The following is a 14514-nucleotide window of genomic DNA, read 5'->3' on the forward strand; positions in this document are numbered from 1 at the left end:
GCAGTTGTGGTCACCAGATCGAAACCTCCGGGGCCTGTTGCGGTCCGCCGTGTGCGGGTCAGAATCTACGCGCGTTATCTACGCGCGTCGTCTTCCGTGCGCGTGGTGCGTGTCGTTGTCCCGTTCCGCGAGGACGTTCTGCGAGGAGAGGCAGCCCCATGGCGTTGAACCGCCGGAAGTTTCTGGAGAAGTCGGCCGCGACCGGGGCGGGGGTGGCGGTGGCGGGCGCGGTGGCGGCTCCGGCCGCGCAGGCCGTACCCGCGGGGCGTCGCGGTGAGAAGCGGTATGCGCTGACCGTCATGGGGACGACGGACCTGCACGGTCACGTCTTCAACTGGGATTACTTCAAGGATGCGGAGTACGCCGACAAGGCGGGCAACGCGCAGGGTCTGTCGCGTATCTCGACGCTGGTGAACCAGATCCGTGCGGAGCGGGGCCGGGAGAACACGCTGCTGCTGGATGCGGGTGACACCATTCAGGGCACGCCGCTGGCGTACTACTTCGCGAAGGTGGATCCGATCACCGCGCAGGGTGGTCCGGTGCATCCGATGGCGCGGGCGATGAACGCGATCGGGTATGACGCGGCGGCGCTGGGCAATCACGAGTTCAACTACGGCATCGAGACGTTGCGCCGGTTCGAGGAGCAGCTGGACTTTCCGCTGCTGGGTGCGAACGCGGTGGACGCGAAGACGCTGCGGCCGGCGTTCGCGCCGTATGTCATGAAGACGTTCCGTGTGAAGGGTGCGCGTCCGGTCAAGGTGGCGGTGCTGGGGCTGACCAACCCGGGTATCGCGATCTGGGACAAGGCGTATGTGCAGGGGAAGTTGGCGTTCCCGGGTCTGGAGGAGCAGGCGGCGAAGTGGGTGCCGAGGCTGAAGTCGATGGGCGCGGACGTGGTGATCGTGTCGGCGCACTCGGGTACGTCGGGGATGTCGTCGTACGGTGACCAGGTGCCGTATGTGGAGAACGCGGCGGCGAACGTGGCGAGGCAGGTGCCGGGGATCGACGCGATCCTGGTGGGGCACGCGCATCTGGAGATCCCGGAGCTGAGGGTCGTCAACGAGCGGTCGGGGAAGACGGTCGTGCTGTCGGAGCCGTTGTGTTACGCGGAGCGGCTGACGGTGTTCGATGTGGAGCTGGTGTTCCGTCGGGGCTGCTGGGAGGTGGAGTCGGTCGCGGCGTCGCTGCGTGACTCGAGGACCGTGGCGGACGATCCGCGGATCACTCAGCTGCTGTCGGAGCAGCACGCGAAGGTGGTGGCGTACGTCAATCAGGTGGTCGGTACTGCGACTCAGACGCTGACGACGGTGGAGGCGCGGTACAAGGACGCGCCGATCATCGACCTGATCACTAAGGTGCAGGAGGACGTGGTCAAGGCGGCGCTGGCGGACACGCAGTACGCGTCGCTGCCGGTGGTGGCGCAGGCGTCGCCGTTCTCGCGGACGTCGGAGATCCCGGCGGGGAAGGTGACGATCCGGGATCTGTCGAGTCTGTACGTCTATGACAACACGCTGGTGGCGAAGCTGATGACGGGTGCGCAGCTGCGGGCGTATCTGGAGTATTCGGCGGAGTACTACGTGCGGACGGCGCCGGGTGTGGCGGTGGATGTGGAGAAGCTGACGAACGCGGGTGGTCGTCCGGACTACAACTACGACTATGTGTCGGGGTTGGTGTACGACATCGACGTCGCGCAGCCGGCCGGGTCGCGGATCAGGAACCTGACCTTCGGTGGCGCCCCGTTGGATGATGCGCAGCAGTTCGTGCTGGCGGTGAACAACTATCGGGCGAACGGTGGTGGTGCGTTCCCGTTCGTGGCGTCGGCGAAGGAGCTGTGGTCGGAGTCGACGGAGATCCGGACGCGGATCGCGGAGTGGGTGACGGCGAAGGGTGTGCTGGATCCGAAGGACTTCGCGTCGGTGGACTGGAAGCTGACGCGTGAGGGTGTGCCGGTGTTCTGACGTTCGGTGAGGTGACGGGTGGGGCGGGTCGGCCGGGTGCCGGCCCGCCTTTGTGTTCGTGGGGCGGGTCAGCGGGGTTCGACGAGCGGGGTGAGGGTTTCGTGGGGGCGGCGGGCGGCGGGTACCTGGGCGGACTGCTGGAGGCCGAAGGTGGTGAAGGCGGTGCGGGTGGGGAGGGGGTAGGTCTCTTTGCCGGTGAGGGCGTTGAGGATGGTGGCGCTGCGCCAGGCGGCGAGGCCGAGGTCGGGGGCGCCGACGCCGTGGGTGTGGCGTTCGGCGTTCTGGACGTGGAGGGAGCCGGTGACGGTGGGGTCGAGGACGAGGCGGTAGTGCTCGTCGATGCGGGGGCGGTCGCTGCTGTCGCGGCGCAGGTAGGGGTCGAGGCCGGCGAGGAGCTGGTCGAGGGGGCGTTCGCGGTAGCCGGTGGCGAGGATGACGGCGTCGGTGGTGAGGCGGCTGCGGGTGCCTTGCTGGATGTGTTCGAGGTGGAGTTCGACTTTGGTGGTGGCGAGGCGGCCGGCGGTGCGGACGCGGACGCCGGGGGTGAGGACGGTGTCGGGCCAGGTGCCGTGCAGGGTGCGGCGGTAGAGCTCGTCGTGGACGGCGGCGAGGGTGTCGGCGCTGATGCCTTTGTGGAGTTGCCATTGGGCGGTGACGAGCTGGTCGCGGACGGGTTCGGTGAGGGCGTGGAAGTAGCGGGTGTAGTCGGGGGTGAAGTGTTCGAGGCCGAGTTTGGAGTACTCCATGGGGGCGAAGGCTTCGGTGCGGCCGATCCAGGTGAGGCGTTCGCGGCCGGTGGGGCGGTGGCGGAGGAGGTCGAGGAAGATTTCGGCGCCTGACTGGCCGGAGCCGACGACGGTGATGTGTTCGGCGGCGAGGAGGGTGTCGCGGTTGTCGAGGTAGTCGGCGGCGTGCAGGACGGGTACGCCGGGGGCGTCGGCGAGGGGTTTGAGCGGGTCGGGGACGTAGGGCTCGGTGCCGATGCCGAGGACGATGTTGCGGGTGTGGGTGCGGCCGAGGGCTTCGGCTTGGCCGTCGGCGTCGAGTTGGGTGTAGTCGACTTCGAAGGCGTCGCGTTCGGGGTTCCAGCGCACGGCGTCGACCTGGTGGCGGAAGTGCAGTGCGGGGAGGTTGGCTGCGACCCAGCGGCAGTAGGCGTCGTATTCGGTGCGCTGGATGTGGAAGTGCTCGGCGAAGTAGAAGGGGAAGAGCCGGTCGTGGGCTTTGAGGTGGTTGAGGAAGGTCCAGCGGCTGGTGGGGTCGACGAGGGTGACGAGGTCGGCGAGGAAGGGGACTTGGATGGTGGCGCCGTCGAGGAGGAGTCCTGGGTGCCAGCTGAAGTCGGGGCGTTGTTCGTAGAAGGCGGTGTCGAGTTCGGTGAGCGGCTGGGCGAGGGCGGCGAGGGAGAGGTTGCTGGGGCCGATGCCGATGCCGACGAGGTCGCGGGGGGTGTAGGGGGTGGTGGGGGGCGGGGTCATCGGGGGGTGGTTCCTTCCACGTGGGCGTCCTGGACGAGGGTGAGGAGTGTGGTCAGGTCGCCGGTGCTGGTGCGGGGGTTGAGGAGGGTGGCTTTGAGCCAGAGCCGGCCGTCGGGGCGGGCGCGGCCGAGGACGGCGTGGCCTTGGTGGAGCAGGGTGCGGCGCAGGGTGGCGACGGTGGTGTCGTCGGCGCCGGTGGGGCGGAACAGGACGGTGCTGAGGGTGGGTGTGTCGTAGAGGTCGAGGGTGGGGTGGTCCTTGACAAGGGTGGCGAGTTCCTGGGCGAGGTCTAGGACGGTGTCGACGAGGGCGCCGAGGCCGTGGCGGCCGAGGGTGGTGAGGGTGACGGCGATTTTGAGTACGTCGGGGCGGCGGGTGGTGTGCAGGGAGCGGCCGAGGAGGTCGGGCAGGCCTGCGTCGGTGTCGTCGTCGGCGTTGAGGTAGTCGGCGCGCTGGTTCAGGGCGGTGAGGTCGGCGGGGTCGCGGACGGCGAGGACGCCGGCGGGGACCGGTTGCCAGCCGAGTTTGTGCAGGTCGAGGGTGATGGTGTGGGCGGCGTCGAGGCCGGTGAGGCGGTCGCGGTGGCGGTCGCTGAAGAGGAGTGCGCCTGCGTAGGCGGCGTCGATGTGGAGGCGGGCGCCGTGGGTGGTGCAGCGGGCGGCGATGTCGGTGAGGGGGTCGATGAGGCCGGCGTCGGTGGTGCCCGCGGTGGCGGCGACGAGGTGGGGGCCGGGGACCTGGGTGAGGGCGTCGTCGAGGGCGGCGGGGTCGAGGGTGCCGCCGGGTGCCGGGACGATCACGGGGTCGGGCAGGCCGAGCAGCCAGGCGGCGCGGGTGAGGGAGCGGTGGGCGTTGGCGCCGGTGAGCAGACGCAGGCCGGGTCCGTGCTGTTCGCGGGCGAGGAGGAGGGCGAGGTGGTTGGACTCGGTGCCGCCGCTGGTGATGAGGGCGTCGGCGGTGCCGGCCTGCCGGGCGAGGGCCTGGGTGACGAGGGCTTCCAGGGCGGTGGCGGTGGGGGCCTGGTCCCAGGAGTCGAGGGAGGGGTTGAGGGCGGAGGCGGCGAGGTCGGCGGCGGTGGCGACGGCGAGGGGCGGGCAGTGCAGGTGGGCGGCGCACAGGGGGTGGGCGGGGTCAGCGGCGCCTGCGGTGAGGGCGGTGATGAGGGTGTGCAGGGCGGCCGGGTTGCCGTGGTCGGGCAGGATGTCGCCGATGGCGTGGCGCAGGCGGGCGGTGACCTGCTGGGGGCCGCCGGCGGGGAGTGGGCCGCCGCGGGCGCGGGTGCCTTCGGCGAGGGCGTCGAGGACGGTGTCGAGCAGGGGGCGCAGCGCCTCGGGGCCGTCGGGTCCCGAGGCGAGGGGCGGCGTGCTCATGTCGGTCCTCCGGGCGGTCGCGGGACGGGGCTTCCAGCTTGTACGCGGAAGGTTCGGCCGCGCCCGGAATATCCAACGATCGCCACCCTGAAGGGGGTACGTCCTTGCGGAGGCGGTGTGTGGGGGGTACGGGCGGTGTCCTGCGGCCGTGGAGGGGTCAGTTGCGGAAGTCGGCGGTGTGGTCGGTGGCCCACTGGGTGAAGGTGCGGGCGGGGGTGCCGGTGATCTTTTCGACGGTGGGGGTGATCTCGGGGGGTGTGCCGACGGTGTCGGCGAAGGTGCGCAGCAGCCGGTCGAGCATGTGCGGCGGTACGTGCGGGAAGAGTTCGGCGCCTGCCTCGCGGGGCGGGATCTCGGCGAAGCGCAGGTCGCGGCCGGTGGCCTGGCCGATGGCGGTGATCTGGTCGGCGTTGCTGATCGCCTCGGGGCCGGTGAGGCGGTGGACGGCGCCTTCGTGGCCGGTGTCGAGGAGGGCGCGTTCGGCGACGGCGGCGATGTCGTCCTCGTGGATGGGGGCGGTGAGGCCGTCGGCGTAGACGCCGCGGATGTCGGTGTGTCCGGCGCGGATCTGGGGTGCGTACTGGAGGGCGTTGGTGGCGAAGGCGCCGGGTCGCAGGAAGGTGAAGTCGAGGCCGCTGTCGCGCAGTTGCTGTTCGACTCGGGCGTGCATGATGTGGATGGGGTGGGTGGGGTCGTCGGCGCCTTCGTGGATGATGCTGGAGGACAGCAGGACGACGTGGCGTACGCCGGCGGCGCGGGCGGCGGGCAGCAGGTGCGCGGCCTGGGCGTAGAGGAACACCCGGGTGACTCCGTCGAACACGGAGGCGGGGCCGGTGGGGTCTGCGGGGTCGGCGGGGTCGGTCTGGGGGACGCGGACGACGTCGGCGCCTTCGGGCAGGGCGGCGCGCTGCGGGTCGCGGGTGAGCGCCCGGACGGGGGCGCCGGCGGCGAGCAGGCGGTGGACGAGGGCACGGCCGATGTTGCCGGTGGCGCCGGTCACTGCGATCACGGTGTTCTCCTGACGTTTCAGGGCTGATCGCCCTGGGCTCTTGGAGCCTAGGGAGGGTGATCAGCCCCGCGCATCGTCGCCGGGGACCAGCCGTGCCCTACGCCTGTGGTCCTACTCCCCCGCCTCGCCCCGTACGCGCAATGCCCGTGCGAGGTCGTCGAGTTGGTCGGCGAGCTTGCGGCGCAGGGCCGGGATGGGGTCGGCGCTGTGCAGGCACTGCTCGCCGAGGCGGAGGGTTTTGGTGTCGACGGCGTGGACGGGGAACGCCCAGCGGCCGGCGGCGTCGGCCATGGCGGGGCCGCGGCGGGCGGCGACGGCGACGGCGTCGTCGTAGTAGCGCTCGACCCAGGGCTGCACGAGGCCGGCCTGTTCGGGTTGCCAGAAGCCCTGGGCGGTGGCGATGAACAGGTAGTTGGACAGGTCGTCGCCGCCGAACATGGTGTCCCATGCGCGGGCCTTGGCGTCCGCGTCGGGCAGGGCGGCGCGGCAGCGGGCTGCGCCTTCCTGGCCGGCGGCGGAGGGGTCGCGGTCCAGTTCGGCGGCGATGGTGGCCTCGTCGGTGGCGCCGAGGACGGCGAGCCGGGTCAGGATGCGCCAGCGCAGTTCGGGGTCGAGTTCGGGGCCGCCGGGCACGATGCCGTCGGCGAGCCAGGCGGCAATGGTGTCGGGGTGGGCGGCGGTGTCGATGTAGTGGCGTACGGCGATCAGGCGCAGGCCGGGGTGGTCGCCGTCCTCGGTGCGGCGGATGAGGTCGCGGCACAGGTGGGTGAGGGTGGTCAGGGCGGCGGGCCGCTGGTCGGGGCGGACGTAGCGGTCGGCGATCTGGCCGGAGGCGAAGGCGAGGACGCCTTGGACGAGGGCGAGGTCCCGCTCGTGCGGCAGGTGGGCGCGGGCGGCGTCGAGGTAGGCGGTGGGCGGCAGTTCACCGTCGCGTACGGCGTCGCGCAGGGCGTTCCATACGACGGCGCGGGTGAGCGGGTCGGGCAGGCCGGCCAGGCCGGTGCGCAGCGCCTCGAAGGAGTCGGTGTCGAAGCGGATCTTGGCGTAGGTGAGGTCGCCGTCGTTGAGGAGCAGCAGGGCGGGCTTCTTGCCGAGGGGGTGCGGCCGGCTGAGGGGGACGTCGATCTCGACGCGTTCGCGCAGGGTGAGCCGGCCGTCGTCGGTGAGGTCCTGGTCGTACAGGCCGACGGCGATGCGGTGCGGGCGGCTGCCGGTGTGTGCGACGGTGAGCAGGCGGTCGCCGTTGCTGCCGCTGATGTGCGGGGTGAGGGTGTCGACTCCGGTGGTGCGCAGCCAGGCGTCGGCCCAGGCGTGGACGTCGCGGTCGGTGGCGGAGGCGAGGGAGTCGATGAAGTCGGCGAGGGTGGCGTTGGCGAACTTGTGCCGGGTGAAGTGGGTGTTGATGCCGGCGAGGAAGTCCTTCTCGCCGAGCCAGGTGACGAGCTGGCGCAGCGCGGAGGCGCCCTTGGCGTAGGAGATGCCGTCGAAGTTGAGCAGCGCGGAGGCGGTGTCGGGGACGGCTTCGGGGGCGACGGGGTGGGTGGAGGGGCGCTGGTCGGCGTCGTAGCCCCAGGCTTTGCGGGTGACGCCGAACTCGACCCAGGGCTGGGTGAAACGGGTGGCTTCCAGGGTGGTCTGGTAGCCCATGTACTCGGCGAAGGACTCGTTGAGCCAGATGTCGTCCCACCACTGGAGGGTGACGAGGTCGCCGAACCACATGTGGGCCATTTCGTGGGCGATGACCATGGCGCGGGTCTGGCGTTCGGTGTCGGTGACGGCGGAGCGGTAGACGAACTCGTCGCGGAAGGTGACCAGGCCGGGGTTCTCCATGGCGCCGGCGTTGAACTCCGGGACGAAGGCCTGGTCGTAGGAGTCGAAGGGGTAGGGCTCGGCGAACTTCTCGTGGTAGCGGTCGAAGCACGCGCGGGTGATGTCGAGGATCTCCTCAGCGTCGGCGTCGAGGTAGGGCGCGAGGGAGCGGCGGCAGTGGAGGCCGAAGGGCAGGCCGCGGTGTTCGGTGTGCAACGAGTGCCAGGGGCCGGCGGCGACGGCGACGAGGTAGGTGGAGATCAGCGGGGTGGGTGCGGCTTTCCAGCGGCCGTCGCCGAGGTGTTCGGTGATGCCGTTGGCGAGGACGGTCCAGCCTTCGGGTGCGGTGACGGTGAGTTCGAAGACCGACTTGAGGTCGGGCTGGTCGAAGGCGGCGAAGACGCGCTGGACGTCTTCCATGAACAGCTGGGTGTAGACGTAGGTCTCGCTGTCGCTGGGGTCGGTGAAGCGGTGCATGCCTTCGCCGGTGCGGGAGTAGCGCATGGTGGCGTCGACGCGCAGTTCGTGTTCGCCGGCGGTGAGGTTCTTCAGCGGCAGGCGGTTGCCGTCGAGGGTGTCGGGGTCGACGGGCTGTCCGTCCAGGGTGACGCTGCGCAGTTCGGCCGGCTTCAGCTCCACGAAGGTGTCCGCGTCCGTCCGGGCGGTGAAGCGGATCAGGGTGCGGGAGTCGAAGGTCTCGTCGCCGGTCGTCAGATCGAGGTCGATCGTGTACTGCTGGACGTCGAGGAGCTGGGCACGGGTCTGCGCTTCGTCGCGCGTGAGTACGGACATGCAGGACATGCTGCCTGATGGCACCGGCATCGCACAGGGGCGGTTCGCTACGTGGCGTATGTCCCCCGCGCGCGCCTGTGTCCCGTCGTGGGCCTGTGTCCCTCGCGGGCCTATGTGCCCTCGCATGCCGGAACCGCCCGTGCGGGGCGTGTCGGGTCGGTGAGGGCGGCGGGGCCTGTCGGCTCGCGTTGTTGCGGTACGGCGGCCGGGCGGGGCTCGGGGTGGGGCCGCGGCGCCGGTCCCGCGCGGCCGGGGCCGGCCGGGCGGGCGCGCAGCCGGCGGATCTCCGCCTCCAGGGCGAGGCGGTGCTGGTGGGTGTCGTAGAGGTGGCGGACGTGGGTGCGCAGCGTCCAGGGGTCGACGGGCGTGCCGATGAGGCCGGCGACGCGGAGGCCGAAGGCGGCGGCGGCCAGTTCGGGGTCGGGGCGGGACCCGGTGAGCAGGACGACGGGGATGTGCTGGGTCTGCTCCAGGCGGCGCATGTAGCGCACCACCTCCAGGGCGCCGGCGCCGGGTGTGCGCACCTGCAGCAGGAGCAGCCCGACGCGGCCGCGCAGCAGCTGTTTGAGCGCCGCGTCGCCGCTGGTGGCCCGGCCCAGGCGGTAGCCGAGCGGGGCCAGGGTGCTTTCCAGGGCGTACAGGGTGCCCTGGTGGTCGTCGACGATGAGGATCTCGGCATCCGTCGGCATGGCCCGGCGTCCCTCCCGCGCGCTGAGGGGTCCAGCTTACGTCCGGGTGCTGACGGCCGGTGCCGGTCGGATCACCTGCCGTGCACGCGGTGGCCGGATCGGTGCGGTCCCTCGGTGCCGGGGACCGGTGGCCGGATCAGTGCGCGGGGCCGGCGGCGGGGGCGGATCCGGCGGTGCCGTTCGCGGTGTCCTCGGCGATGCGCTCGTGGTGGCGGATCACTTCGCCCACGATGAAGTTCAGGAACTTCTCGGCGAACGCGGGGTCGAGTTTGGCGCTCTCGGCGAGGCCGCGCAGCCGTGCGATCTGGCGGGCCTCGCGCTCGGGGTCGGCCGGGGGCAGCTGGTGGGCGGCCTTGAGGTGGCCGACCTGCTGGGTGCACTTGAAGCGCTCGGCGAGCATGTGGACGACGGCGGCGTCGATGTTGTCGATGCTGTCGCGCAGCCGGGACAGCTCGGCGCGGACGGCCGGGTCGACGTCACCGGTGTGGGTGTTGCTGATGGTCATGGCCGTCCACCCTAGTGTGTGCCGGGTACCGCCCCACCAGCGAGGATCGGCCGGAGCCGGTCTGGCGGAGGTTCGGCCGGATCTGCGTACAGTGGAGTCGGGCTCCAGCGTCTTGGGGGTTGGGCGTGGGCAACGGCGGACCGGTCCGGCACGGCTACCCGCATCTGCAGACGGTGCGGGCCGCCGTCACCGCGCTGTACAAGCGCTTGTCGTACGACACGATCGCGACGTTCGCGACGAGTGTGGCGCCGGTGGATGTGGCGTTCTGCGACACCGACGACCTGTATCTGGGGGCGCAGCGGGTGGCGCGGGAGCTGGTGCGGCACTACCGGCTCCCCGACGCGCGGATGATCGTCTCCTTCCGTGAGATGACGCATGCGGCGAACATCGAACTGACCGCCGGGCCGGAGTACTTCGTGGAGCTGAATGACCGGTTCCGTACGCATCGGCGGGACATCGGGGCGGCTCTGGCGCACGAGATCATGCACGTGTACCTGCACCGCCTCGACCTGGCGTTCCCGGGCACCCGCGAGAACGAGATCCTCACCGACACGGCGACGACGTATCTGGGCGCGGGCTGGCTGCTGCTGGACGCCTACCGGGAGGACGGGGCGTCGTCGCAGAAGCTGGGTTATCTCACGCCGGAGGAGTTCGGGTACGTGCTGGCGAAGCGGTCGCTGCTGTTCGGGGAGGACCCGTCGACGTGGTTCACCAGCGCGCGGGCGTACGAGGCGTACGGCGAGGGGCTCGCGCTGGCCCGGCTGGACGAGCGGCAGCCGCCGCTGACGGCGGCCGGCTGGGCGGGACGCCGGCGCTACGCGCGCGAGAGGCGCCACGCGCAGGAGCACGCGCGCGTGACGGCGCCGGACGGCGTGCCCTACAGCTTCGCCCCGGACGGGCACGGGCCGTTGCGGGTGTCGTTCCCGTGCCCGACCTGCCATCAGCGGATCAGGGTGCCGGTGCGGGGGCGGGTACGCGCCCGGTGCGCGCTGTGCCGGACGGTGTGGGAGTGCGACACCTAGGCCAGGGTGACCCGCGCTGTGTGTACGGCCCCGAGGGTGCCGGGCGTGATGCGCAGCGTCAGTGCGCTGCCGGTCGCCAGCACCTGCACCGTGGGGTCGGCCGACGTCACCGCGGACACCGGCCGGTTCCAGGTGAGGTCGATGGCGGCGCCGTCGCGCAGCGGGCCGGAGACGCACACGGTGGCCGTGCCGCCGCTGCGGCGGATCATGACGCTCGCCGGGGTGCTCGCGGTGAGGTCACCGACGGTGCCGGCGAGCCAGAAGTTGACGCGGGTGAAGCCGAGCGCGGGTGCGCAGACGCCCTGCTGGTCGCCGGTGTTGGCGAGGATCCGCAGCCGGCCGGCGTCGGATGCGCGGGCGGCGGTCTGCCGGGCCGTGGCGCCGGGCAGGATCGCGTAGGCGTAGCCGGCCGCGGTCGGGTCGGTGCCGTGGTCCGTCCACAGGGTGAGGTAGCGGCGGGTGACGGGATCGGTGGTGCCGCCGGTGTTGATGGCGGACCAGGATCCGGTGCGGGCCTCGCGCAGGGTCTGCAGGGCGGCGCCGCCGGGGAAGACGTAACCGCCGAAGCCGGCGAGGTGGGCCCAGCGGGCGCGGGTGAAGGTGGTGTGCCGGCCGAGGGTGGTGGGCTGGACGATGCCGTCGACGGTGAGGGCGTGGCTGCCGTTCGCGCCGAGGTTGCGGTTGTCGACGATCGTCTCCACGCCGGTGCCGTCGCGGCTCTGGATGCCGGCGCCGAGGCAGACGATCATGTCGTCGAGGAAGAACCAGGACTTCTGGGCGACCAGCGTGGACGACAGGCCCTTGAGGTGCTGGCCGACGGCCGCGTAGGTGCCGTCGGTGGCGCCGCCGACCCAGCGTGCGTCGGGGCGGGCCGCGCCCCAGGCGCCGCCCTCGCCGTCGGCCAGGGTCTTGCGGGAGACGGTGGTGCCGGGCAGCCGCATGGGGTCGACGGTGGCCCAGAAGCTGTCGCTGTACTGGCCGTTGCCGAAGGTGTCGCCCCACCAGTAGAGCATTCCGGAGCCGCTTTGCCAGCCGCGCAGGTGCTCGCCGTTGCCGTTCTCGTAGTAGGTGATCCGCTTCGAGGCCATGGAGACGCTCGCGGCCCAGCCGGGGCGGCGGTGCACGGCCCGGTCCATGCCGGGGAAGAGGCGGTGGCCGGTGGGTTCGGGGGCGGCGGTGGTCGTGGTGGAGTCGGCGATCGTCTTCAGGCGGGCCAGCTGGGCCACGTTCAGGGCGTCGCTGGTGAGGATCGGGCGGTAGGCGGCGCGGGCGATCCAGCCCTTGATCATGGCCTCCCAGCGGCCGCGTTCGGCCGGGGACGCGCTGCGGGCGAGCAGGGCGATGCAGGCGATGATGGCGTGTCCGCGCAGATGGTCGTCCTGGAGGACGGCGCGGGTGTCGCTCTTCTGCACCCCGCGGCTGACCGCGCGCCCCGAGACGTTGTCCATGGCCAGGCCGTTGAAGAGGAACGGCGCGTACGCCTTCTCGACGGAGTCGAGGATGACCTGCCGGCCCGGGTCGGCGACCTCCCAGGCCGAACCTTCCAGCAGGGCGAACAGCAGGGACAACCCGCCGAGCATGACCGCGCCGTAGGAGCCGGCGTAGGGGACGTAGGTGTGCTGGATGAAGCTGCCGTCGGCGTAGAGGCCGTCGCCGGAGGTGACGTAGGGGAAGACGGGGCTGAGCGCGTCGCGGGCGAGGGCGAGCTTGGCTGGGTCCTTGCCGAGGACGCCGCGCAGGGCGATGACCCGGCACAGGTCGACGCGGTTGGCGCCGGTGGAGGTGCCGGTGTACTGCGCGACCGCGCTGTCCGGGACGAAGTGGTCGACGGCCGCGGTGCAGTCGGCGATGCGGGCCGCGCCGAGGCTGTCGTAGAGATGGGTCACGATGTCGAGCAGGGCCTGCGGGGCGCCGATCTGCCAGCTCCACCAGTTGCCGTAGCGGGCCTGGCCGGCGTTGTACGCCTCGGCGTGCAGATGGTCGAGGCCGGTGATGATCTCGGCGAGCAGCCCGGCGTCGCCGGTGAGGCCGGTGCCGGGCTGGGCGTAGGCCTCGGTGAGGGTGCGCAGCCGGGTGTAGCTGGTGACGAGGTTGCCGGAGTACGTGTACGACTCGCTGTCGGTGTCCGGGTCGGGGTCGGCGTAGGGCAGGTCGGGCCACAGGGAGCCGGGCGCGGGGGTCATCGTGGCGCGCAGTGCGGCGGCGGTGGCGCCGAGGGTGGTGAGGCGGGCGGCGTAGGGGTCGGCGGTGGGGTCGAAGCCGGTGCCGAGGGTGAGGCTGCGCCATTTCAGGCGGAGGGTGTCGTAGGGGTCGGCGCTTGTGCCTTCGGCGGGTTCGGCGGCTTGTGCGGAGGCTTGTGCGGTGCCGGGGAGGGTGAGGGTGAGGGGTGCGGTGGCTGCTGTGGTGAGGGCGGCGCGGAGGAGGGTGCGGCGGGTCATTCGGGGCATGGCGGACGTACCTCCGGGGGGAGGGGAGGAGGGGTGCGGTGCCTTGCTGGGTGGAGGGGCGCAGTGCGGAGGGGTGGAAGCGGTTTCTAGCACGAACGAACAGAGGTCGGCAATGAATCGCGCAAGGTGGCTTTGTTTTGTTCGTTCGTTCAGAAACGTTCGCGTTCGATCGGGCGCGGGTTAGGCTGCTGGTGAGTGGGGGCGACGCGGAGAGAGGGGCGCGGCGGTGCATGCCGAAGAACGGCACCGGGAAATCCTGCGCAGGGTGCGCGCGAGCGGGTCCGTGCGGGTCAGTGATGTCGCCGCGGAGTTGGGGGTCTCCCCCATCACCGTCCGGCGTGACGTCGAGGTGCTCGCCGAGCGCGGGTTGCTGGCGCGGGTGCACGGGGGTGCGGTGCTGCCGGAGGCCGTGCCCGGTGGGGGTGGTGGGGGCGGTGGGTCGGTCGTGGGGCTCGTCGTGCCTGCCGCTGACTACTACTACCCCGAGGTGATCAAGGGGGCGCGGGAGGCGGCCGCCGAATGGGGAGTCCGGCTCGTCCTCGGTATCTCGCAGTACGACCCGGAGCAGGAGCGGGCGCAGGTGCGGCACATGCTCTCCGAGGGGATCGACGGGCTGCTGATCGCTCCCTGTGAGCGGGTGGGCGGTGAGGGTTTCCTGCCGGATGATCTCGGGGTGCCGTATGTGCTGGTGGAGCGGCAGCCGGAGGACGATGTCACGGACGCCGAGCAGGTGGTCAGTGACCATGCCTACGGTGCGCGGATCGCGGTCCGGCATCTCGCGGAGGGCGGTCGGTCGCGGATCGGGCTGCTGCTGCGGGACGACAGTCCGCACCGGGGGCTGGTGCGGGAGGGGTTCGTCGGTGGGCTGGCGGGGGTGGGGTTGCCGCTGCCGGGTGACTTCGTCGTTCCGCTGCCGTCGCAGGGGCGGGCCGGTGAACGGGAGCGGGTGCTGGAGGAGTTCACCGACGCGGTGGTGTCGGGGCGGATCGATGCGGCGCTCGTGCACAACGACCACGACGCGATCGTGGTGCTGCAGCGGCTGCGGGCGCGGGGGGTGCGGGTGCCGGACGATGTGGCGCTCGTGGCGTACGACGACGAGGTCGCGGGGCTGGCCGACGTTCCGCTGAGCGCGGTGGCGCCGCGGAAGCGGGCGGTGGGGGTGGCTGCGGTCGAGTTGATCGCGCGTCGGCTGGCCGAGCCGGGGCGGGCTCGGCATCGGGTGGCGTTGCTGCCGGAGTTGCGGGTGCGGGCGTCCAGCGGGTGAGCCTGCGGCGGCCTGTGCGGGTGCCTGCGGCGCCGGGTCGTGCTTCGGGTGCGGGATGCGCTGTGGCTGGTCGCCGGTGCCTGCGGCGCCGGGTCGTGCTTCGGGTGCGGGATGCGCTGTGGCTGGTCGCCGGTGCCTGCGGCGCCGGGTCGTGCTTCGGGTGCGGGATGC

General features: G+C 71.8%; 10 protein-coding genes. 3 read left to right on the forward strand and 7 right to left on the reverse strand.

The features are described from left to right. The first annotated feature begins 158 nt into the window (after positions 1 to 158). On the forward strand, positions 159 to 1958 hold the full coding sequence (locus AB0J12_RS27315) for a 5'-nucleotidase C-terminal domain-containing protein (RefSeq protein ID WP_363267080.1): 1800 nt from the start codon (positions 159 to 161) through the stop codon (positions 1956 to 1958). Positions 1959 to 2026: 68 nt separating this feature from the next. On the opposite strand, the gene AB0J12_RS27320 is transcribed toward AB0J12_RS27315, so the two are convergent. From AB0J12_RS27320 to AB0J12_RS27345, 6 genes are all read right to left on the reverse strand, one after another. Beyond that, entirely contained in the window at positions 2027 to 3436 is a 1410-nt protein-coding gene (locus AB0J12_RS27320) for a SidA/IucD/PvdA family monooxygenase (RefSeq protein WP_363267081.1), read from the reverse strand. After that, complete coding sequence (locus tag AB0J12_RS27325; RefSeq protein ID WP_363267082.1) at positions 3433 to 4806, reverse strand: aminotransferase class V-fold PLP-dependent enzyme; 1374 nt, start codon at positions 4804 to 4806, stop codon at positions 3433 to 3435. The genes AB0J12_RS27320 and AB0J12_RS27325 overlap by 4 nt, the downstream gene beginning before the upstream one ends. Before the next feature lie 157 nt (positions 4807 to 4963). Beyond that, positions 4964 to 5815 (reverse strand): NmrA family NAD(P)-binding protein, encoded by an 852-nt coding sequence (locus AB0J12_RS27330; protein ID WP_363267083.1) that lies wholly within the window; start codon positions 5813 to 5815, stop codon positions 4964 to 4966. Between the two features lie 111 nt (positions 5816 to 5926). Further along, complete coding sequence (pepN, locus tag AB0J12_RS27335) at positions 5927 to 8425, reverse strand: aminopeptidase N (RefSeq protein WP_363267084.1); 2499 nt, start codon at positions 8423 to 8425, stop codon at positions 5927 to 5929. Positions 8426 to 8526: 101 nt separating this feature from the next. Beyond that, complete coding sequence (locus AB0J12_RS27340; RefSeq protein WP_363267085.1) at positions 8527 to 9105, reverse strand: response regulator; 579 nt, start codon at positions 9103 to 9105, stop codon at positions 8527 to 8529. Positions 9106 to 9241: 136 nt separating this feature from the next. After that, the gene (locus AB0J12_RS27345; protein WP_363267086.1) at positions 9242 to 9610 is read right to left on the reverse strand and encodes a chorismate mutase; all 369 of its coding nucleotides are present in this window, start codon (positions 9608 to 9610) and stop codon (positions 9242 to 9244) included. A 125-nt stretch (positions 9611 to 9735) separates the two neighbouring features. Between AB0J12_RS27345 and AB0J12_RS27350 the strand changes: the two genes are divergently transcribed. Continuing rightward, entirely contained in the window at positions 9736 to 10632 is an 897-nt protein-coding gene (locus tag AB0J12_RS27350; protein WP_363267087.1) for a hypothetical protein, read from the forward strand. Here AB0J12_RS27350 and AB0J12_RS27355 read toward each other — a convergent pair. Beyond that, positions 10629 to 13079 (reverse strand): polysaccharide lyase 8 family protein, encoded by a 2451-nt coding sequence (locus tag AB0J12_RS27355; RefSeq protein ID WP_363267088.1) that lies wholly within the window; start codon positions 13077 to 13079, stop codon positions 10629 to 10631. The genes AB0J12_RS27350 and AB0J12_RS27355 overlap by 4 nt on opposite strands. A gap of 226 nt (positions 13080 to 13305) precedes the next feature. Here AB0J12_RS27355 and AB0J12_RS27360 point away from each other — a divergent pair, with 226 nt between their 5' ends. After that, a complete protein-coding gene (locus AB0J12_RS27360) occupies positions 13306 to 14343 on the forward strand; it encodes a substrate-binding domain-containing protein (protein ID WP_363267089.1) in 1038 nt (345 codons plus the stop codon). Positions 14344 to 14514 lie beyond the last annotated feature (171 nt).

Origin of the sequence: Streptomyces sp. NPDC049915, assembly GCF_040656475.1 — a bacterium.
In the GTDB taxonomy this organism is placed as follows: Bacteria; Actinomycetota; Actinomycetes; order Streptomycetales; family Streptomycetaceae; genus Streptomyces.